Source organism: Mucilaginibacter sp. OK283, from assembly GCF_900110415.1.
In the GTDB taxonomy this organism is placed as follows: domain Bacteria; phylum Bacteroidota; class Bacteroidia; order Sphingobacteriales; family Sphingobacteriaceae; genus Mucilaginibacter.
The window spans coordinates 178,364-198,857 of record NZ_FODR01000003.1; the positions used below are offsets into that span (position 1 = coordinate 178,364).

The window sequence follows — 20,494 nt, forward strand, 5'->3', positions numbered from 1 at the left end:
CTTGCTGTAGTGAAATAGCTGCCAAATAGGTTTTCCTGCACTTTGAAGATGGCAAATATGTGAAAACTTTAGTGCGAGATAACGCAACCGGGCCGGCGCCGGTAAAAAAAATGCGTTCCGTATCTCACCCCGGAACGCACCACATAAATGTGTCAACTAAACCTCGGATCTCAGCTTATGATCCAAGCTCTTTACTGTGAAACCAGTTTTATATCACTCATTTCTAAGGCTCTTCACCGGGTTTGCTTTTGCTGCTTTTATTGCCTGGAAACTTATTGTTACAAGTGCAATAAGTATGGCAGCTAAGCCGCCTGCGGCAAGTAACCACCAACTAATGCTAATGCGGTAAGCATAAGCTTGTAACCATTGGTGCATGTAATACCATGCTATGGGGGCCGCAACAGCAAAAGCAATTGTAATGAGTATGACAAATTCTTTCGAAAACAAATAAACTATACTGCCCGAGGTAGCACCAAGTATTTTACGGATGCCAACTTCTTTTATGCGCTGCACCGTCATAAATGAGGCTAAACCATATAATCCCAAACAGCTAAGGAATATGGCAATGGCAGCAAAAATTTTGTACAAAGCGGCCAACTGGTTTTCCTGTTTATAAAAACCTGCAATTTTATCATCCAAAAATTTGTATTCATAAACAAAATCGGGAATTGACTTCTCAAATATTTGTTTAACAGATTGCATCGTCGAAAAAATATTTGTCGTTTTAAGTTTTATGCCTACCTGGTTATACATGGTGCCGTTTGTAGCAACAAGTAATGGCGCAAGGCCATGCCGAAAAGACCTGTCGTTAAAATCTTTTAACACACCAACAACCGGACACTTGATAACACCATCCCAAATGCTGATTTCTTTATTCAATATATCTTCGGGGTTTTTAAGCCCCAAGCTTTTCACAAGCGATTCATTCACCAGGAATTCTCGGGTAGTCATGGAAGGCTGCAAATTTCTTCCCGCTATTAATTGTAACTTATACACCGGAATATACCCTTCGTCTGCAAATTTAGTGATAGCCTTAAAGTCCGATTCTTTAATTGAATGGTTAAACTTTATAGTACTCCAGGTATCGTTATTATTTTCAATGGGCGTATTTGAACTGTAACTCACGGCCTGCACGCCGTTTATCGCTAATAACTGGTTCTTCAGGTAATCATACCTGCTCATGCGAAGACTATCTATGCGGAACGGAATATTTACAACTGCATCTTTATCAAAACCTAAGGGTTGATCCATAAAATAGTTCATTTGCCTTACAATGATGATTGTGCCAATGATGAGTGCCTGTGCAATAATGAATTGAAATACCACCAATCCTCTGCGTAGCGAAATTCCGTTTGCGCTATTGGTTGAAAGTTTACTCTTTAAAGCATTAACCGGACTAAAACGCGATAAAACAACAGCCGGGTAAAAACCTGCCAGCGCGGTTACAACAATGGTTATTGCGAAAAGAAATAAAATGATTGCAGGATTGCTAAATATATTGAACGAAAGCGAAAGCTCTAAAAGCCGGCTTACAGCAGAAACTGCAAAAAATGTAATAATTGCTGCAAGTATTACAGCGCCAGCAACTATCAAAAATGTTTCTACAATGAACTGAATTTGTAGTTGGGATTTACTGCTTCCCAAAACTTTTCGTACGCCAATCTCCTTTGCCCGGTTAACAGCTTGTGCGGTAGAAAGGTTGATGAAATTTACGCAGGCAATTGACAAAATGAACGCCGCAATAAGCCACAATACATTAAGTAGCTGACGACTGATTGACTTATTGCTGTAATTAGCCACCTGGGTATCATAATGTACCGCGTTTAAAGGCTGTATCATTTGAATATCCTTGTTAACGGTTGATTTAACCTTTTTTGAATATGCGCTCAACTGCTGATTGAAATTACCGGCAGCAACATTCGGCGGTAATAAAATATAGCAACCAAAATCGGCTACCGTTCTGTCCCAGTCGGTTGATTTGATTAAATAATCTCCGGTAAACCCTGTTCCAAAACTAACCACAAGTTTTAGCTGAAAGTCGGAATTTGCAGGAATTGTTGCCAGGATGCCCGAAACTTTTAGTACATCGGTGCCGTGCTCAAACATAAAGCCGCCCATTTGCAGTTTAATAGATTTGCCTATTGCCGTTTTCCAGTCGCCAAAATATTTTTCGGCGGTCTCTTTTGTGAGCAATACGTTGTTCGGATCTTTTAACGATTCATAAGAACCTGCAAGCAGCGGAAAATCAAATATTTTAAAGAAAGAAGGCTGGGTATAAAATAGCCCCCGTTCCTCTTTAAATACTTTTACCGTAGTTCCGTTATTATCAGGTATCAATAACTGATCATTTTGGCTTGCAAAAATTGGCGCTACCTGTTCTACCTGGGTAAAAGCAGTCTTCAATCCAAGTGGTAGTGGAAACGGGAGGTCTTTTCCATATGATATATTTCCTGCGTCCTGGTGATGATATTCGGTTAGCACACGGTAGATGCGATCTTTTTTGGAGTGAAAAGCATCGAAGCTTGTATGGTATTGTATAATGATAAAAATCATCATACAAACGGCAATGCCAACAGCCATGCCAATAATATTAATAGCCGCGTAGCTTTTATTGCGCGTAAGATTGCGCCAGGCTATTTTAAAATAATTTTTGAACATATAATTGCGATTTAATTTGTGAGTAGACCACGTAGGTGTGGTTTCCTGGAACGAAATTACCTTCGCAAAGCGGGGCGAACGCCCCAAACTATAAGATGGGCCTTCTTTTTTTTGACGATTTTTATATTCAGCCGGGCTTTTCCCGGTTATTTGTTTAAAGGTGCGGTTAAAAGTAGTTTTAGAATTGAAGCCCGATTCAAAAGCAATACCCAGCAGCGTAATATGATCATAAGCCGGGTTTTGCATTTTTTGAACAACAGCTGCAACGCGATACTCACCAACGAAATCGTTGAAGCTTTTCTTGAGTGCAGTATTGATGATGCGCGATAACTCATGAGGGCTCAGCTCAAGCTTTTCGGCCAGCGAAGTTAGGCTTAGATCAGGGTCCTGGTAATACAGGCCTGCTTGCACGGCTTTTTTTAGCCAGGTACCCCTTTGCTTCATTTCGGCAGGAAGCGGTGCGCTGAACAACGCCGTCGACTCGGCCGGTACACTTGTTTCCTGCCTGAAAAAAGCAACTGCCGACAGCCAGGTGGTCATTACCGCTAATAAGAAATACAGAGGATAATAGGCATGTATACCTAACTGATGATGATAATAAAAATAATCTATGGCGATATAAGGCACCCACAATAGCCATAACAGGCCAAAAATGGTTAGCAAGCGATGCAGCCACCGCAGCTGGTACCGGTAACGATCGTTCACCGTATTAAATTCCAGCTGTTGGTAAAAACGTTCAATCAGCCTGAAAGAGAGGTATAAGTATACGGTGACAGATATAAACGCGGACAGGTCCAATACAGGGCTCAGTTGCCGGAAGATCAGTGTATCATAAGTGGCGCCTCCCGTCCTGATGCTCTCCATAATCTCCAATACCCAAACGGCCAGTTGCAACAACCATGGGCTAAAATGCAGCAGATTCTTCCAGCGGAATTGATATTCCGGCCGGGTTATTTTAAGTACATAAAAATAGATGAGGGGGCCGAGTGACATGGAAAATTGCAGCGGCAGCCAGTTCCAGCCGGGAAAAAAGCTATCCGGCCTGATGTCAATGCCCAATACCCAGGCCATCCACAAAACGACAGTTGCCGTGGCCAGGCCAATAAACCGGTTTGCAGCCCGGTTCACTCCTTTGGCAAACCATAACTGCAGGCTAAAAGTTAGCTCAATAAAAATGGCTCCCAGGAAAACCAGGTCGAACAAGCTGATATGGAATGTGTATGGATTCAAATGAAGTATTTAAACGCAATCGCTGTTCCAAACTTATAACTTATTGATAATATAAAGATTATATAAAATGCAATATATGTGCTGTAGCAAAAGCGGACATTAAGTCGTTCGGTTTTAGATTGTGGTGACCCGTCCTGAAATAGCTATAAGATTTGCAGATTGTTTTTGAAGATAGGGATGAAAATAATGAAGGCGCTTGATGAGTTTTGTTACGTACTAACCTTTGGACGGTAACTTAATGCACGGCATCACGAATCGAGTTTGGCTTTGGTTGATACCAAAACTACTGAAAGCCCCATGAGCGCGATGAGCACAAACGATGCCCGCAATGTGGCAATACCTGCAATAAAGCCGATAACCGGAGGACCAACAAAAAAGCCAAGGAAGCCTATGGTTGACACGGCAGCCAAGGCAACGCCCGGCAGCATAGTTTTTGATTTGCCGGCAGCGCTGTACACCATCGGAACAACAGACGATACGCCTGCGCCAACTAACAGGAACCCGAATATGGCGGTGTAAAAATTAGGAAAAATTACAGCTATAGTAAGGCCGGTGGCTGTCAAGGCACCGCTTACCTGTAAGGTGCGCTTTAAGCCGTATTTGTGAGCAAATCCATCGGCCACAAAACGGCCTATAAACATGGTACACATAAAGGCGGTGAAACCAATACCCACCCACTCGGCAGGGGCAAGCACAATTTTTTTGAAGTAGATAACGCTCCAGTCGAACATGGCACCTTCACATATCATCGAACAAAATGCAATAATGCCTAATTTAATGAGCGATTTATCGGGCATGACAAATGCTGGCCCTGCGCTGGCTACCTTATCATCTTTTAAATAACGGGCAGATATAGCCAGGCCTGTTACAATAACCAACAGCATAAACAAAAAGTGGTATACAGGCGCTATTTTAAATGCAATCATTAGCGTACCAAAGCCGCCGCCAACAAAACCTGCCAGGCTCCATAAACCATGGAAAGAGGCCAATATGGGCCGTTGGTATATTTCTTCGGCGGCCACGGCCTGTGTGTTAACAGCTATATTAACGGCATTACTGCTAAACCCAAAACAAACCAGGCAAATGATAAGCTGAAAAGTGTTTTGAGCCAGGCCCAAAGTAACCAATGCGCAGGCATAAACCAGCAATGCGCCGATGAGTAGCCTGCGGCTGCCAATTTTGGTAATAATCCAGCCCGAAAATGGCAGCGATGCCATTAGCCCAACGGGTAGCGAGAATAACACGGCGCCAAGTGCCGCATCAGACAGGCCCATGGTTTGTTGTACTGTAGCAATACGCGATGCCCAGCTTGAAAAGCTTAACCCGGCCATAAAAAACATAGCTCCCACCGCAATGCGCAATGTTTTTTTGTTATTTAAAACCGGTAGGGCGGGTGCATCTATCATTCTTATTTTATTATAAGAAGTGTATTTTTTACACTTAGTTGTGTTAATGCAAATATAGGTGTTTTATTGACACAATGAAAATGCTAAATCGTTTTTTACTTTGACCTGTTTTTTTGAAAATAAAAAAGCAGTTGCTTTTAAACAACTGCTTTGCAAATATGACTTTGGTTTGGGTAAGGTTATTGCTTTAAGTTAAACGACCCTTTAACATGATGGGTATTAAATGATCCGTCCAATTCGTCGCCGCTGAAAGTGCCTTGTACTGTTCCCTTTGTATTTGACGAATGCGTTAAAATTGTTGCTTTTACCGTACCGGTTGCCTGGGCGGTAAGCTGCAAGGTTGGTGTGTTAATACTTGCCGCGAAAATATCATAGGTACCTGGTGTTATACCTGTAAAAATCAAAGTAAAAGAAGTATTAAGGTCGTTTGGGTTAAGCATTGCAATTTGTGTAGCCCCGTTTGGATAAAGCAGGCTCACGCCCGGGTCGCCCGGCAAAAAAACAACAAACGCTGTGTTTGAATTATAGGTTACTACAGCGCTGCTATCTACCTGGTACGAAATTGTGCCGACTGCTCCAATAGGTACTTCTCCGTTACTGCCAGTGCCGGGATCAGTTCCGGTTAGGGCTGCAGTAGTGTCTTTAGACTTGGTTGGCATAACATCACCGCTAAGCTTACAACTGCTAATCGTAACAATTAAAAATAAGCCGGTAAATAAATTATAGTATATTTTTTGCATACCCACATCATTGATTTTCACTCCGTTTTACTGCATTAAATATAATATTGTTTCGTGTTATTTAAAAATGTTTAAAACTATTTTTTGAGTTGATTGTACAGCTGAGCGTTTAAAAAAAAGTATAGGCCCAATAGCGAAATTTATTTAACCTATACCCTCTGGAATTTACATCAAATGAAATATTGTCCTGAAAAAAACAGGATGTCGGATTTGCAGCTATTAATCAGTAATTAAGCGCAGTCGCCATCCGGCCCGCATGAATCACCTTCAATAATAGTTAGCGCCGGTTTGCTATTTTCCTGCTGCCATTCGGCAAACGATTTTTCGATAGTCTCCTGGAAAACCGGAACCGCCTGTGCACCCGATACGCCATATTTGTTATTCATCACAAAAAACGGAACGCCCCTAATGCCTAATTGCTGTGCTTCGGCAATATCATGTTTTACATCATCGGCATAAGTGTCGCTTTCCAGTACCTGCTTTATTTCAGCAGCATCAAGACCAATGCCGGTGCCCAGGTTTACCAGGGTATCGGTATCATCAATGTTTAAACCATCAGTAAAGTAAGCTTTAAACAAAGCTTCTTCCGCTTTGTCGCCTAAACCATGCTTTTTAGCCAGGTGGCTAAAACGATGTGCCTTAAAACTATTGGCAACAACCGATCTGTTAAAATCATAGGTCAGGCCAACTTCGGCAGCCATCTGGGTTACGTGGTTGTTCATTTGTTGGGCGTAATCAAGCGTCCAGCCTTTTGCATCGGCCAGGTATTGACTAATGTTAATATTGGGGTCGGTTTTCATATCCGGGTTAAGTTGAAAGCTTTTCCATTCAATTTCAACCTGGTTTTTATGTTCAAATTGTTCCAAAGCCTCTTCAAACCGGCGTTTGCCTATATAACAAAACGGGCACATTACATCGCTCCAGATCTCTACTTTCATCATGGTGTTTTAAATTTTTTGATAGTCAAATTTAAACTAAGGGTTTAGCATCACCGTAAGGGCAAAGTAAAATTTAAGTGGGGCTGGCGGCGTTGGCCTGAACCGGGATTTTTCAGAATACCAGATTCGCAGGATTTTTTGTACGCAAAAAAATTCCGGTGCTTCCGTCGATCCGGCGAATCCGGGTTCGGACACAAAATGTGGTACATAAAAATCAATCAAACTTAATTATGTTCAATTAGTTGGATAAATACCGGTAAAACAATTGCTTTGTATACCCGAAATAATTACGCCTACAATGCAAAAACGCCACATTACTTTTTGTTTATTATCCTTGTTTATTTTATGCTGCGGTACTGCCGCCGCCCAGCAAAAAATGAAGCCTGCCGATACCGGCGACAACCTGTTCAGCGCCGGCTTTGCTTCTGGCTTTATAGGCGGCCTATATGATAACTGGTATCCTTATAAGCAACTGGAAAAACATGGTAATTTTGGCCTCGGCGCCCCGGGCCAACTGGATGGCGAACTGTTGATGCTGGATGGCAAAATATACCAGACCAGATCGACAGGTAAAACAACCCTGGTTGCCGATACAGGTAAACTGCCTTATGCGGTAGTTTGCTTTTTTAAAGCTAAAAAAACGTTTACGCATGCCGGCGCCTTAACTAAAACGGGGCTTTATGCGCTGTTGGATAGCCTGCTTACCAATCAGAACGGTATTTATGCCATCCATATCAAGGGTAAATTTAAACTGGTTAAAACCCGCGCTTTTCCGCCGGTTGAAAAACCTTATGTGCCGCTTGCCGCCATGCTGAACAGGCAGCATTTTTTTGAACATAGCAACGTACAAGGCGATCTTGTCGGCTTCCGTATTCCGGCGTTTATGGAGGGGGCACATATCAGCGGCTATCATTTTCATTTTCTGTCGATGGATAAAACCGCCGGTGGCCACCTGATTGACCTGGATGCGACGGATATTACCGTAGAAGTTGATACCCTTACCAGCTATACCATGGATTTGCCCCAAACTGCCGATTTTAATAACTTCGACTTTAAAAAAGACCGTAAAGAAGAGATAAAGAGCGTGGAAAACGGTAAGAAGCAGTAAATTAAGCGTTGGTGGCGAGGTTCGGGGAACGTTGCTCGGGTCGAAGGTTCGAAATTCAATTTGTTCTTTTCAACTTACCCCCGAACCACGCTACACGAACCCCGCCCCTCAATAATAATTTGCAATAGATTGTTGTTTATTTAATTTTTTAGATAAATTAGGGTCGATTATAAAACCTTGTATTTAAATTTATTGGCTGGCTGCAACGCCCGAAACACATTAAAGCTGGTATGCCTTATATCCCGTTAGACGAAAACCTGCCCGGAATTACCGGTTTGCTTAATTACAGGCAGGATACGGCTTTGCCTATAAGGCAGCTTACCCAAATCCTGTTGCGGGGAGAATCGACCCTGACGGAAGGCGAGCGCGAATTAATTGCTACAGTGGTAAGCAATGGCAACCAATGTCGCTTTTGCACCAATGCCCATACCGCAGCTGCTAACGTTTTGTTAGGTGAAACCGAAACTGCCGAAAAGGTGAAAAATGATCCGGACAATGCCCCGGTAACTGAAAAAATGAAATATTTGCTTGAAATTGCGCGCCAAACACAGGTAAACGGCAAAAATGTAACACCTGAATTGGTTGCTAATGCCAAACAGGCCGGTGCTACCGACCTGGAGCTACACGATACTGTTTTAATTGCCGCCCTTTTTAGTTTATATAACCGTTATGTAGATGGACTGGCCAGCGTTACCCCAACCGAACCTGCTTTTTATAATCGCCTTGCAGGTATCTTAAAAACAAATGGCTATTTGCCATCGGCAAATAGGTATGCCGCCTTAAATGCAGATTAAATGAAGAAATATATACACAGACCTGGAATATTTTGGATTGGGATTATTTTGTTGGTTGTACCGGGCCTGGTACATGCCTACCTGCTGATGCCTTTCCCCGGCAGCCAGGATTTAAATGCTATCACCGTATGCTATTACCTTGAAAAAATTGTAAACCCGCTACGTTTAATAGGCGCTATTTTTATTGTTTGGTACCTGTTTAAATTCTACTCAAAAAATACACAAAGGGGTAAAATAGTTAAAGCTGCGGTATTGCTGCTTTGCCTGGCAAGCTTTTACATTACCGATTACATGTACAAAGCCGAAACCATGTTTAAAGAAACCGAGGCCGCTAAATTTGCCAACGGCTTATCAAACAAGGTGCCTTTAAATTATTTGGTTGTGGGTGTGGTAAACAATGGCGTTGCCAAGGCTTACCCGGTTATTTATTTGGGCTATCATCATAAAGTACAGGATAATGTGGGCCAGCAGCCCGTTTTGGTTACCTATTGTACCATGTGCCGCACGGGCAGGGTTTATAACCCTATTGTAAATGGAAAACGTCAAAATTTCAGGCTGGTAGGGGCAAGGCACTATAACGCCATTATTGAGGATGAAAGTACCAAAACCTGGTGGTACCAGGCTACCGGTAACGCCGCGGTTGGTAAACTGAAGGGCCAGCATTTACAGGAGTTGCCTTATGAGCAATTAACCCTCGGTGCCTGGTTGCAAAAGCACCCAACATCGCTCATTATGCAGCCCGATAAGTTGTATGCACCTGATTATGCCGACCTTAAAAATTATGACCGTGTACAGTATATAGATAAAGATAGCACCTTGAAAAATAAAGATTCGCTTATCCGTAAAAGTTGGGTTATCGGGGTAATCATTAACGGCCAGGCCAAAGCCTATGACTGGCGGCATATGTTCCACAAGCGGATACTGAACGACGAACTTAATAATAATTCGCTACTGATAGGCATCGAGAAGGACAGCCTGAGCTATCATGTATGGAACGCTGTGCTTAATGGTAAAACACTCCATTTCGACCTGGATAAGAATGATAAGCTTACCGATAAGGAAACAGCCTCTGTTTGGGATTGGGATGGTTTGTGTACTTCAGGAGTACAAAAAGGACAACGGCTTACCAAAGTACAGGCTTACCAGGAATACTGGCATTCATGGAAGCATTTTCACCCCAAAACCATATTTTGGAAGGAAGGGGAGCGAGAGGAACCTTTGGCAGTTATTTGGGGTTTGTAGGTTGGCTAAACTAAATAACTGCCGTAATTTTTGCTATGTCACTGTCGTTTAGCAGGTCGCCATTATCAATGTTCGGGTAATATTTGTCCAGGATTTTTTGAATAAGCAGGTAGCTTTCCATCGACTGGATAGGAGGGTTGGCCAGTTCATTGATGATAGAGCCAATCATTTTTAATTTTTTTGCTTCGTATTGGTTCAGCACAAAGTCGGAAGTCTTTTTTTTGCGGCTTTGGGTAATCAATTCGTCCAGTTTCTTAATCTCCTCAATCAGGTCAATCAGCTTTAATACTTCCACTTTTTTCATCGGCGGTAAAATTAAGCAAATAATGTAGATGTGCAGATTTTAGATTTCAAATGTGCAGATGAAAAGGGAATTTGAGGATTTGAGAATGGGGTTGCTATAGATTATAATTCAATAATTCAATAATTCAATAATTCAATAATTCAATAATTCTCCCGGCGTAACAATTACTCTTGCCAACCGTCTATAAATTGTATGCTGCAACTTCAAAAAGGTAACTATTTCGGGATTCAGAATAAGATGATCCAGTTGGATAACCTTATTATTACCGATACCGAGTACACGCATGATAAAGTTGACTGGCATACGCACCAAAACCCGTACTTTACTTTTTTGCTTACCGGCAACATGCAGGAAACCAACAAAAAAGAAAGCTATGAATGCAGCGCCGGAACTTTGTTATTCCATAACTGGCAAGATGCGCATTGTAATGTCAAACATCCGGGCTATACTCGTGGATTTCATATTGAGTTAGAGCAGGATTTTTTTGAAAGGTACCAATTGCCTTTAAGCCGGATGGAAGGAAGCCTGAAACTGGATAACCCGGTTTTGAAACTTCTGTTCCGTAATATGTATATGGAAACCAAATACACGGCCGATATTGAGTTACTTATAATCCGCGAATCGCTTTTTAAGGTTTTCGGTTTCCTTACCGGCGAAAAATGCCGGGAAACCGCGAGGCAGCCGGCCTGGGTTAAAAAAATAAAAGAGGTTTTAAACGATGCCGATGCCGCCACTTTATCGTGGGATGTACTGGCTGCTATAGCGCAGGTGCACCCTGTACATTTATCGCGCAGTTTCCCCACGTATTTTAACACCACGGTTGGCGACTATCTAAAAAAACAAAGGATAAACCAGGCTGCCGTGCTGTTGGCAAAAGCTGATGTTTCACTTACCCAAATTGGCTATGAATGTGGCTTTGCAGACCAGAGTCATTTTATCCGCAGCTTCAAGCAGGCGGTAGGAGTTACGCCATTGCAATACCGAAAAATAATTACCGCACGTTAACAATGTGCTATTTTGCCGGCATTATTGCCATTACTATTGTGGTATAAAATATATATCATGTTATTAAGCACGTATTTAAAAAATAGGCTACCCGCGTTGCTGTTTCTGTTGCTAATCAGTTGTGGCTGCATGGCGCAGGCAGGGATGAAACCATACGAAGGCCATTGGGAGGGCTTACTAAATCATCCGGAGAATTTCAGTATTAATGTATCTGTAAAAAAGTTGGGCGCTGATTCATATACGTTTCAATTGTCATCTGCCGGGAAATCAATTCAAAAGAGATTTGGCTTATCGGCCAATAAGTTTGATATCAAAATAGATAGCAACCTTGCTGTTAAGGGCATTATCGGGGAGGGGCAAATCCGGCTTTTTATCCGTTCCGTTCAGTGGAGCTATCACCTGGTATTGAAACAGCAACCGGGCAATACTTATACTGGCCGGTGGAACATACTTTTTGTGCCCAACCTAAAACCTCAATTTTATATTGATGTTGAGAATACCGATTCTACCAAATATGAGGCCTATATTTTCCTGGGCGATCCTCGCTTTTCGGGTTTCGCCAGTGGCGGGCTAACGCTTACAAGCGATAATATTCATTTCAGAGATTATCGCACCGGGTTAAAGTTTAGTGGCAGAATTTTAAAGGATGCAATAAACTTACAGGCGTCAATAGCCGGCTTGCCTATTGCTGCGGTTTCATTGCGCCGCTCGGTTAATGATTGGGACTTAACAGGCGGAAACCCCAAAATACCATTTGATGGCAAAACGCCGGTTGATATGCACGATGCCCTGCCGGTAAATAGTTTAAAAGCTGCCGGCTTAGATGAACGCTATTTAAAACTGATGGTAGATAGCATCAACGCCAATAAAATTACAAATACGCACAGCGTACTCATTAGCCGTAACGGTAAGTTGGTTTATGAGCAATATTTTAATGGCTATGATGAGGCAACGGTGCACGACCTCCGCTCGGCTTCAAAAAGTATCTCGTCGGCAATTGTGGGTATTGCTATGGACAAAGGCCTGCTGAAAGATACAGCCCAGAAACTGTTTGGATTTTTACCGGCAAAGTACAAACACGCCGCCGATGGCGATGCCAGGAAACAAGCTATCAGCATTGGCAGCCTGCTTACCATGAGCTCGGGCCTGGATGCGATAGATTTCGGCATTGATCGTAAATCCGCGGCATCCGAAGACGAATACCAAAACTCGGCCGATTGGCTTAAAACCGTGGTGGAAGCGCCAATGATTAACTATCCCGGAACACATGCCAATTACAGCTCGGCCAATCCGTATTTATTGGGTGTAATTGTAGATACGGTTGTAAAATACCCGCTCGATTTGTTTATCGATCAAAATCTTTTTGAGCCCTTAGGCATCTCCAACTATATCGTTTTTGACGATCCCTTGAACCGCCCCTATTTTGGAGGCGGCATGCTCCTGCGCCCACGCGACTTATTGAAATTCGGTTTGCTTTATGCCAATGGTGGTAAATGGCAAAACAGGCAGATCATCAGTAAAAACTGGGTTGATGCATCATTTAAAAAATACCTTGTGCTCGAAAATCATAATGAGAAAAACGAATATGGCTTTTTGTGGTGGCATTACCACTATAACGTAAACGGCCAAACCATCAACACTATTGAAGCCCGTGGGGCTGGCGGTCAGTACATTTTTATTGTGCCGCAATACCATATGGTAGTAGTTATTACATCAGGTAATTTCAGGAACCGAAGGGTATGGCAGCCGGAAAAGATCATGGAAAATTATATTCTGAAGACGGCGGGTAAATAATATAAAACGCTGATCATTATTTTTTTATAATATTCTGGTAACCTAAGTAACTAAAAAACGTCTTATCTTAGATATCAACAAAATTAAATTATGAAAAGAAAGTTTTTTACTACAGCATTATTGGTTGGTTGCTTTATGGCGTGCCTTGCAGCCATTGCCGACCTTAACGGAAAATGGGCCGGAAAAATTGACATTGGCGGCACCGAATACCCTTTACTTTACAATTTTAAAATTGAAGGGGATAAATTAACAGGAACGGCTTTAACACCCGAAGGCGACGTGCCTTTAACTAATGGTAAAACAGATGGCACTACGTTTTCATTTAGCATAGCTACCAGCGGAATGGATATTGCGCACACCGGCAAATTTTACGGCGATTCAACTGCTATCGACCTGGAAATTAACGGCTCAAAAAATCACGCCGTTTTGAAAAGAGCAGAAGAAAAGAAATAGTTTTATACTTACCAGGTGAAACTATCCCAGGCTTACGAAGCTTTAGAAAGCTTCGTAAGCCTCTGGTTTTCTTGTATCAATCGCTACCAGTCGGGGTTGAATTTCACCCAGTAAATATCATCCCACCCATTTCCTGCACCGCTTAACAATGCTTTTAATTGCAGATACGATTTCGGTTTATCGTTTGTTAAATCTTTATTTAACCTGCTGCTGGTAAATATCAGGTATTTTTTATCCCAGCTTACAAATGGGCAATAATCTATCGCGCCGGAATTGATTGGTGCCGGCAAATGTTTTACGGGCAGCCAGTTGCCTGTTTTATCTTTGCGGCTTATATATAAATCGCCGCGCCCCAGGTTATCCGGCCTGCCATCCGAGCTAAAGAGGATGAATTGCTCGTAGGGATCAACAAAAGCGTTAAACTCATCGTATTTGGTATTGATATCCTGTGGCAGGCTTTCGGGTTTATTAAACCCGCCATTTACGTTGGGTTTGCAAATTACAATGTCTTCGCTGCCTTTGCCATAAACTGCCTCGACAGTAAAATACAGGTTACCATTACGGGTAATACTGGGGTAAAATTCGTTTTTATCAGTATTAACTATCGGGCCTAAGTTCTCCGGTTCGGCCCAGCTACCGTTTGGCTTGCGCTTAACCCGCCAAATGTCGAAGTCATTTTTTGTGGGGTTGTTTGCCGTAGGCCTGTTTGACGAGAAATAAATCGTTTGTCCGTCGGGCGAGAATGCTGCCTCCAAATCTTTATATCGGCCCGAAAACTGGGCTACCTGCGGCTTACCCCATTTACCATTCTTTTTAATCAGGTGTAAAATGGTGCTGGTTACAAAACGGGGTTGTTGTAAAGTGTAAAATATCTCGTCGCCATTTGCCGATATCGTAAAATCGCGGTTGCTTAGTCCGTCTGTTATTAATCCCTTGGCAAAAAGCCCAGGGGTATCGGTTGGTAATATCGCATCGGGATAATTTACCTGGGCAATGGTTTTATTACCTATAATTAACAGGAGAACAAGAAAGGTTAGTTTATGCATGGTGGCTACAATTTAAGTTAATAATTGCATGTTTTGTAACATCAGCGCCAATTTATCATCGAAGATAACAACTGCCCAAATTCATATGATGAAGATACGTTTATGTTGCTTTTGCTTTTTTACATTGTGCTTATTTAATGCTGGTGCGCAAGAAAAGTTTGATGCTTTTTCGGACAGGTTTGTAAGCGGGTACAAGGCCCTTAACCTGCCACAACTTGAGTTGAGCTATGTAAGCGGCTTGGAACATATTGGTACTACTGAAAACATACAAAAGCAAGTTGCTTTTTTTACGTGGGCAAAGCAAGGCCTTTTAAACTATGAAGCCAATATTCTGACGCCATCGCAAAAGCTGGACTATAACCTGATTACTTATGAAACCGGCCTAAACCTGGAGCGCCTGGCGTTGGAACAGGAGTGGATAAAGCATCGCCCGGAGAAAATATCGGCAGGGGGCATCATAACTATCCCCAACGGTAAGGCATGGTATGCTTATTTATTAAAACGATGGGTAGGCGCCGACGTGACGCCCGACGGGGTTTACAAATTTGGCCTTACCGAAGTTGCCCGTGTACAACGGCATATTGAAATAGTGAGGCAACAAACCGGACTATCAGAGGAAGCTTTTTACAAACATCTGAACGATGCTGTTTTTTTTGAAAGCGACCCCAAAGTAGTGCAACAAAGCTTTGAGCACACCAAAGCAATTATCTATACCAACCTGCCCGGGCTGTTTAACGATGCCGAACCAAACCCTTTAAAAATTAAGGCAGGCGAAAGCAGACAACTGGCGCAAACGCCGGGTTACTATGATAACAATACTTTTTATTACAACCTTTTTGATAAGCCCTACAACAAGCGTCAGTACGATTGGCTTTTTATACATGAAGCCGTGCCGGGGCACCACTACCAGGCAAGTGTTGAAAGTAAAACCAAAACATCGGCGGTGCAGCAGCTTTTTTATTACATAGGCTTTGCCGAAGGCTGGGCTGCTTATACCGAAGAATTAGGTAAGCAACTGGGTGTATATCAAACCCCTTATGATGAGCTGGGTAAGTGGGAGTGGGATATAGTACGCTCGGTACGCGTACCGCTTGATGTTGGCCTAAACTATTATGGCTGGACGGATGAGCAGGCCCTTGCCTTCTGGAAAAAGAACATACGTAACCAGGATGATATTGCCCTGCGCGAAATAGCCCGCATGCGCCGCTGGCCAGCCCAGGTAGTTACCTATAAATACGGCGCGCTGCAAATACTGCAGTGGAAAGAGGAATTGCAAAAAAAGCAGGGTAAAGAATTTAATATCAGGGATTTTCACTCGCGCGTGCTGGATCATGGCTCGCTGCCCTTGTTTTTGGTAAAAGAAAACGTATTCAGGTAAATAAAACCTGCGCCGTTATTTATACTACCGCAGGTTTTATTACCGTGTCTTATTTCAGGATCACCTTTGTGGCACCATAGCCAAATTTTTCTTTACGGGCATCCATAAAAGTTTGTACTTTGGGGTGTTTGCCCAATAGCTTATGTAGTTCGTGCCGTAAAATACCATTGCCGGCTCCATGAATAAAAGTAATATCGGGCAGTTGGTGAACTATAGCTGCATCCAGCGCTTTATGAAAATGGGCAAGCTGGATCTGAATCATTTCGCCGGCTTGTAAAAACTGGTGATCGTCGCGCAGTTTCTCTATATGCAGGTCAACCTCGCTCACCGGCTTTTCAAATACAACCTTTTCCTCGGCGGGTTTAAAAAAGCTTTCTTTTAGTTTTTGGGCGTCTATTACCAAATCCGGCTCATCAAGCCTTATAAGCCACCCGGCCTGGTTTAATAGCGGCACCTGCTTTTTGGTTGATGAAAAATCTTTTGCCTTGAATTTTTCTTTTACAGCCAGCGGTAAAGGTGGCTCGATATTCTGTTTGGTGTTATAAATAATATGGAAGGTAAACAATGGCCACAATTGCAAATCGGCTAATTGAGCCGAGTAAATTTTTTCTGTAGATGATGGCGGTATTACCCCGGCAAACTCTCCTTTAAATACCTGTTGCTTTTCGGTGCTAAAAGCTACCAATAGCCGAAATGATGTGGTATTAACCAAATGGAAATGAACTACCGAAGGTGCTTTGGCGTCGGCCACAACGCCAACATAAATGCCTTTCTTTTCAAATGTGCCCAAATCAGCTGGCTTTTCATCAGCAATGGCTGCCTTTTTTGTTCCGGCGGGTTCATAGCCATGTACGGTGGTTACCTTGCTGGCCAGCACAGGTATTTCAAATTCGTCGTCGCCGGTAACTCCTATCATTTGATCGTCAATAATGCGGGTTACAAAACCTTCCATTTTTTCGTCAACAAACCGAACAAAATCGCCTAATTTATATTTCATAGTTATGCTTATCAGCGGGCAAAGTTAGTATTACTTTTTGGCTATGCTGCCGGCAAGTTAATGCAATCATCACAACATCTTATTTGAAAAAAACATGAGCGATAACACCCCGAACCATCTGAACCCTTATTCGTTAAAACAGGTATTTTTACATAACCTTAACCGTATTTATTTTGGCAAGTGTTACCTTAATAATAACCTGGAACACATTATCGGGCAGGCGTCTTTTAGTAATTTACAACTGGCCATACACGAGTTTTGGGGTGATATTAAGAAGCAGATTGTGCGTATGGAGGAGGTTTATGCCTATATGGGCGAAACCCCATCGGATAAAAATTGTAACCCCATAAAATCAATCGTCAAAGATCAGTTTTGCCTGGATGAAAAACAGCAAATAACTATTTTGAGCGATATGGACATCATTATGTACCTGCAATTACTTGAGCACGTTAATATTACATCCTGCCGCATGCTGATGATGGTTGCCAAATTATTGAAATACGATAAGGTTAACCAATTGCTAACAGAATGTTTTGACGAATCGATAGACAACGACCGCCTGTTTGTGATAATCTCGAAAGAGTATCTTACCGAGGAATAAGACAGATTTGATGCCTCTTTGAAACAATAAAGCCACCCGAACAAGTTCGGATGGCTTAAATATTAGTTATTTAATACCCCTATTAAAATAACTTGTACAAATAAAAAAAATATTTCCCGCAATAGCAAACTATTTAATCTCAATTAAAAAGATGTTACAATTTTGTTACGAAAAACTGACGATTAAGTAGGTGTATTAAATTTTCATTTATTTTGTAACTATTTGGTGTTAACAGCATCTTTACAAAAGTTGACACACTGAATTTATTTACATTTATGAAACACACCAAACTAATAGCGTTTTACGCATTGTCATGTTTCGCGCTCACGCAAGTGAAGGCCCAAACCTTATACATGCCGCGCGATATTCAAAAAGCTTTTACAAAAGAAACGCGACAAGCCGACGGAAAGCCTGGTAAAAAATACTGGCAAAATCACGGAACTTACAACATCACTATTACTGCCTTGCCGCCGGATAGGAACGTTAAAGGGTCGGAAACGATAAGTTACGTAAATAATAGCCCGGATACATTGAAAAGACTTAATATGAAGCTGATCCTGAATATTCATAAACCCGGTGTTGCCCGGTTTGGAGATGCAGGAGATGACTACCTGACCAGCGGCATTCAGTTTGATAAGTTTTTGATTAATGGCGAGGCTAAAAAAGTTAATAGTAAAGCGGCCTCAACCAATATGGCGGTAACTTTAACAAAACCTTTAATGCCGCATGATTCATTAAAACTGGATATCGACTGGCATTTCCAGATCTCGCTGGAAAGCGGCCGCGAGGGTATGATTGATTCCACCTCCTACTACCTGGCCTATTTTTACCCGCGTGTAGCCGTTTATGACGATTACAATGGTTGGGACAGGTTGCCTTTTTTAGATGCGCAGGAGTTTTATAACGATTTTAATGATTACACCCTTACCGTAAATGTTCCTAAAAACTACATAGTTTGGGCAACAGGTACGTTGCAAAACCCAAACCAGGTTTTGCAACCAGAATACGCCAAACGCCTTGCCGCATCCATGACCAGCGATTCGACCATACATGTGGCAACTGCTGCCGACCTTGCCAAAAAGGATATTACAGTGCAAAAAGACCAGAATAGTTGGATCTGGAAAGCAAATGATATCAGCGATATGGCTGTTGGCATCAGCGATCATTATGTATGGGATGCCGCAAGCGCCATAGTTGATGATGCCACGCACCGCAGGGCAAGTATGCAGGCTGCGTTTTTAGATAAATCAGAAGATTTTCATCATGCGGTGCAGGCTGGGCGCCATTCGTTAAGCTGGTTGTCACATAACTGGCCGGGGGTACCTTATCCTTTCCCTAAAATGACTGCTTTTCAGGGTTTTGCTGACATGGAATACCCTATGATGGTTAATGACAGTCATACAGACGATATCCAGTTTGCCGCTTTTGTTCAGGATCATGAAATAGCCCATACCTATTTCCCATTCTATATGGGCATTAACGAAAGTCGTTACGCTTTTATGGACGAAGGCTGGGCCACAACTTTTGAACGTTTAATAGGTACCGACGAAGTAGGTGCCGAAAAGGCCGACGCGCTTTACAAAAATTTTAGGATAAACGGATGGATTCATGATGCATCAACCGCCGAAGATCAGCCGATTATCACTATGTCAAGCGAATTAAGGGCGGGTTATGGTAACAACTCATATGGTAAACCGTCGTTAAGCTATTTTGCTTTGAAAGATATGCTTGGCGACGATTTATTTAAAAAAGCGCTGCATGGCTACATGGACCGCTGGCACGGTAAACACCCTATCCCATGGGATTACTTTAACTCTATGAGCAATATATCTGGCAGTAACCTTAATTGGTTTTTTAATAACTGGTTTTTTAGCAATTACTACATCGACCTTAACCTGCAAAAGGTTGGCAAAGCTAAAGATGGCTATGTTGCCGATATTAAAAATGCAGGCGGTTTTGCCATCCCGTTTGATGTGAAGATAAGTTATGCCGACGGAACAACCGAAACCAGGCACCAGTCGCCGGCCGTTTGGGAAAAAAATCAAAAACAAATTTCAGTCGGTATTAAAACCTCCAAAGTAATTAAGACTGTGACACTCGACGGCGGCGTATTTATGGATGCTACCGAGGGTAACAATACATTTGTTATTAAATAAACAATAAAAAAATATATATGAAACAAAAAATCCGGCCGCATTATTGGCCGGATTTTTTGTTTTGGTGTGTAGTACTAAAAATTATGCATTTTGTATAGTATTGTTCCAATTGTTGGCTGTAGTTTTAACTTTTGCTTTAGCCTCTTCAACCACATCTTCGGCTACGTGTTGTGCTTTTTCTGCGGCAGCTTTAGCAGTTGATTTTGCTGTTTCCAAAGCATCATCTTTATAATCATAAAGGTCGCTAACGGTACCGTTAAATTTTGATTTGGCCTTTTCTATGGCATCGCTGCTATATTGTTTTATGCCGCTGGCTGTTGTTTGCGCTTTATTTTTAGCAGTATCAACCAGGTCGTTTATGTAGTCGGCAATATCATCCCTAAGCTCGTTACCTTTTTCGGGAGCCAGTAATAAACCTAACGCAGCCCCTGCTGCTGCACCTACTAATAGTGCGGCTATAATTTTTGCTTGATCTTTCATGGTTAATTTTTGTTTTTGTAGATATGATTTAACTTGAATAAGTTAGAACAACAACAATGCCAGTTTTGAGGGGGGGGAGAGGAATCAAGAGCCAAGAATCAAGAGTTAAGATTTTTTGGACTTTGGTATCTTTGGACTTTGAAATACCAATGACCAATGACGGC

Annotated in this window: 17 protein-coding genes; 9 read left to right on the forward strand and 8 right to left on the reverse strand. The window is 42.2% G+C overall.

Translation table 11 applies throughout. From position 1 onward, the window contains the following. Positions 1 to 213: 213 nt before the first annotated feature. The 4 genes from BMX56_RS08905 to BMX56_RS08920 all read right to left on the reverse strand — a co-directional run bounded on the left by BMX56_RS08905 (position 214) and on the right by BMX56_RS08920 (position 6,975). A complete protein-coding gene (locus tag BMX56_RS08905; protein ID WP_143065407.1) occupies positions 214 to 3,888 on the reverse strand; it encodes an ABC transporter permease in 3,675 nt (1,224 codons plus the stop codon). Positions 3,889 to 4,136: 248 nt separating this feature from the next. Then, positions 4,137 to 5,294 carry an MFS transporter gene (locus BMX56_RS08910; RefSeq protein WP_090644741.1) on the reverse strand — a complete coding sequence of 386 codons (1,158 nt, stop codon included), beginning with the start codon at positions 5,292 to 5,294 and terminating at the stop codon, positions 4,137 to 4,139. A gap of 179 nt (positions 5,295 to 5,473) precedes the next feature. Continuing rightward, a complete protein-coding gene (locus tag BMX56_RS08915) occupies positions 5,474 to 6,034 on the reverse strand; it encodes a hypothetical protein (RefSeq protein ID WP_143065408.1) in 561 nt (186 codons plus the stop codon). Between the two features lie 230 nt (positions 6,035 to 6,264). After that, a complete protein-coding gene (locus tag BMX56_RS08920; RefSeq protein ID WP_255369809.1) occupies positions 6,265 to 6,975 on the reverse strand; it encodes a DsbA family oxidoreductase in 711 nt (236 codons plus the stop codon). A gap of 295 nt (positions 6,976 to 7,270) precedes the next feature. On the opposite strand from BMX56_RS08920, the gene budA reads away from it, so the two are divergent. The 3 genes from budA (at position 7,271) to BMX56_RS08940 (ending at position 10,116) form a co-directional block, all read left to right on the forward strand. Beyond that, the gene (gene budA, locus BMX56_RS08930) at positions 7,271 to 8,080 is read left to right on the forward strand and encodes an acetolactate decarboxylase (RefSeq protein ID WP_090644762.1); all 810 of its coding nucleotides are present in this window, start codon (positions 7,271 to 7,273) and stop codon (positions 8,078 to 8,080) included. 230 nt (positions 8,081 to 8,310) lie between these two features. Next, on the forward strand, positions 8,311 to 8,874 hold the full coding sequence (locus BMX56_RS08935; RefSeq protein WP_090644767.1) for a carboxymuconolactone decarboxylase family protein: 564 nt from the start codon (positions 8,311 to 8,313) through the stop codon (positions 8,872 to 8,874). Next, positions 8,875 to 10,116, forward strand: a complete 1,242-nt coding sequence (locus tag BMX56_RS08940; protein WP_090644770.1) for a DUF3179 domain-containing (seleno)protein — start codon at positions 8,875 to 8,877, stop codon at positions 10,114 to 10,116. Between the two features lie 10 nt (positions 10,117 to 10,126). Here BMX56_RS08940 and BMX56_RS08945 read toward each other — a convergent pair whose 3' ends face one another. Beyond that, positions 10,127 to 10,420: a hypothetical protein gene (locus BMX56_RS08945; RefSeq protein ID WP_090644775.1), complete on the reverse strand. Its 294-nt coding sequence runs from the start codon at positions 10,418 to 10,420 to the stop codon at positions 10,127 to 10,129. Positions 10,421 to 10,612: 192 nt separating this feature from the next. On the opposite strand from BMX56_RS08945, the gene BMX56_RS08950 reads away from it, so the two are divergent. The 3 genes from BMX56_RS08950 (at position 10,613) to BMX56_RS08960 (ending at position 13,672) form a co-directional block, all read left to right on the forward strand. Next, positions 10,613 to 11,425, forward strand: coding sequence for a helix-turn-helix domain-containing protein (locus tag BMX56_RS08950; RefSeq protein ID WP_090644779.1), 813 nt, complete (start codon positions 10,613 to 10,615; stop codon positions 11,423 to 11,425). A gap of 57 nt (positions 11,426 to 11,482) precedes the next feature. Then, on the forward strand, positions 11,483 to 13,219 hold the full coding sequence (locus BMX56_RS08955) for a serine hydrolase domain-containing protein (RefSeq protein ID WP_090644783.1): 1,737 nt from the start codon (positions 11,483 to 11,485) through the stop codon (positions 13,217 to 13,219). A 90-nt stretch (positions 13,220 to 13,309) separates the two neighbouring features. Beyond that, positions 13,310 to 13,672 carry a hypothetical protein gene (locus BMX56_RS08960; RefSeq protein ID WP_090644786.1) on the forward strand — a complete coding sequence of 121 codons (363 nt, stop codon included), beginning with the start codon at positions 13,310 to 13,312 and terminating at the stop codon, positions 13,670 to 13,672. Between the two features lie 83 nt (positions 13,673 to 13,755). On the opposite strand, the gene BMX56_RS08965 is transcribed toward BMX56_RS08960, so the two are convergent. Further along, positions 13,756 to 14,718 carry a TolB family protein gene (locus tag BMX56_RS08965; protein ID WP_090644790.1) on the reverse strand — a complete coding sequence of 321 codons (963 nt, stop codon included), beginning with the start codon at positions 14,716 to 14,718 and terminating at the stop codon, positions 13,756 to 13,758. An 85-nt stretch (positions 14,719 to 14,803) separates the two neighbouring features. On the opposite strand from BMX56_RS08965, the gene BMX56_RS08970 reads away from it, so the two are divergent. Next, the gene (locus BMX56_RS08970) at positions 14,804 to 16,096 is read left to right on the forward strand and encodes a DUF885 domain-containing protein (RefSeq protein WP_177183760.1); all 1,293 of its coding nucleotides are present in this window, start codon (positions 14,804 to 14,806) and stop codon (positions 16,094 to 16,096) included. Between the two features lie 49 nt (positions 16,097 to 16,145). Here BMX56_RS08970 and BMX56_RS08975 read toward each other — a convergent pair whose 3' ends face one another. Further along, a complete protein-coding gene (locus BMX56_RS08975; protein WP_090644798.1) occupies positions 16,146 to 17,093 on the reverse strand; it encodes a Smr/MutS family protein in 948 nt (315 codons plus the stop codon). 94 nt (positions 17,094 to 17,187) lie between these two features. On the opposite strand from BMX56_RS08975, the gene BMX56_RS08980 reads away from it, so the two are divergent. Together BMX56_RS08980 and BMX56_RS08985 are read left to right on the forward strand one after the other, a co-directional pair. Then, positions 17,188 to 17,694 carry a DUF892 family protein gene (locus tag BMX56_RS08980; protein WP_090644802.1) on the forward strand — a complete coding sequence of 169 codons (507 nt, stop codon included), beginning with the start codon at positions 17,188 to 17,190 and terminating at the stop codon, positions 17,692 to 17,694. 275 nt (positions 17,695 to 17,969) lie between these two features. Further along, positions 17,970 to 19,850, forward strand: coding sequence for a M1 family metallopeptidase (locus tag BMX56_RS08985; RefSeq protein WP_090644806.1), 1,881 nt, complete (start codon positions 17,970 to 17,972; stop codon positions 19,848 to 19,850). 81 nt (positions 19,851 to 19,931) lie between these two features. Here BMX56_RS08985 and BMX56_RS08990 read toward each other — a convergent pair whose 3' ends face one another. Further along, a complete protein-coding gene (locus BMX56_RS08990) occupies positions 19,932 to 20,330 on the reverse strand; it encodes a YtxH domain-containing protein (protein ID WP_090644811.1) in 399 nt (132 codons plus the stop codon). Positions 20,331 to 20,494: the final 164 nt, after the last annotated feature.

Excerpts from the sequence above, each read along its gene's own strand:
- BMX56_RS08935 (WP_090644767.1), top strand. The coding sequence starts at position 8,311 with ATGCCTTATATCCCGTTAGACGAAAACCTGCCCGGAATTACCGGTTTG.
- BMX56_RS08990 (WP_090644811.1), bottom strand. The coding sequence starts at position 20,330 with ATGAAAGATCAAGCAAAAATTATAGCCGCACTATTAGTAGGTGCAGCA.
- BMX56_RS08910 (WP_090644741.1), bottom strand. The coding sequence starts at position 5,294 with ATGATAGATGCACCCGCCCTACCGGTTTTAAATAACAAAAAAACATTG.
- BMX56_RS08920 (WP_255369809.1), bottom strand. The coding sequence starts at position 6,975 with ATGATGAAAGTAGAGATCTGGAGCGATGTAATGTGCCCGTTTTGTTAT.
- BMX56_RS08945 (WP_090644775.1), bottom strand. The coding sequence starts at position 10,420 with ATGAAAAAAGTGGAAGTATTAAAGCTGATTGACCTGATTGAGGAGATT.
- BMX56_RS08950 (WP_090644779.1), top strand. The coding sequence starts at position 10,613 with ATGCTGCAACTTCAAAAAGGTAACTATTTCGGGATTCAGAATAAGATG.
- BMX56_RS08940 (WP_090644770.1), top strand. The coding sequence starts at position 8,875 with ATGAAGAAATATATACACAGACCTGGAATATTTTGGATTGGGATTATT.
- BMX56_RS08955 (WP_090644783.1), top strand. The coding sequence starts at position 11,483 with ATGTTATTAAGCACGTATTTAAAAAATAGGCTACCCGCGTTGCTGTTT.
- budA (WP_090644762.1), top strand. The coding sequence starts at position 7,271 with ATGCAAAAACGCCACATTACTTTTTGTTTATTATCCTTGTTTATTTTA.
- BMX56_RS08960 (WP_090644786.1), top strand. The coding sequence starts at position 13,310 with ATGAAAAGAAAGTTTTTTACTACAGCATTATTGGTTGGTTGCTTTATG.
- BMX56_RS08965 (WP_090644790.1), bottom strand. The coding sequence starts at position 14,718 with ATGCATAAACTAACCTTTCTTGTTCTCCTGTTAATTATAGGTAATAAA.
- BMX56_RS08980 (WP_090644802.1), top strand. The coding sequence starts at position 17,188 with ATGAGCGATAACACCCCGAACCATCTGAACCCTTATTCGTTAAAACAG.
- BMX56_RS08975 (WP_090644798.1), bottom strand. The coding sequence starts at position 17,093 with ATGAAATATAAATTAGGCGATTTTGTTCGGTTTGTTGACGAAAAAATG.
- BMX56_RS08915 (WP_143065408.1), bottom strand. The coding sequence starts at position 6,034 with ATGCAAAAAATATACTATAATTTATTTACCGGCTTATTTTTAATTGTT.
- BMX56_RS08970 (WP_177183760.1), top strand. The coding sequence starts at position 14,804 with ATGATGAAGATACGTTTATGTTGCTTTTGCTTTTTTACATTGTGCTTA.
- BMX56_RS08985 (WP_090644806.1), top strand. The coding sequence starts at position 17,970 with ATGAAACACACCAAACTAATAGCGTTTTACGCATTGTCATGTTTCGCG.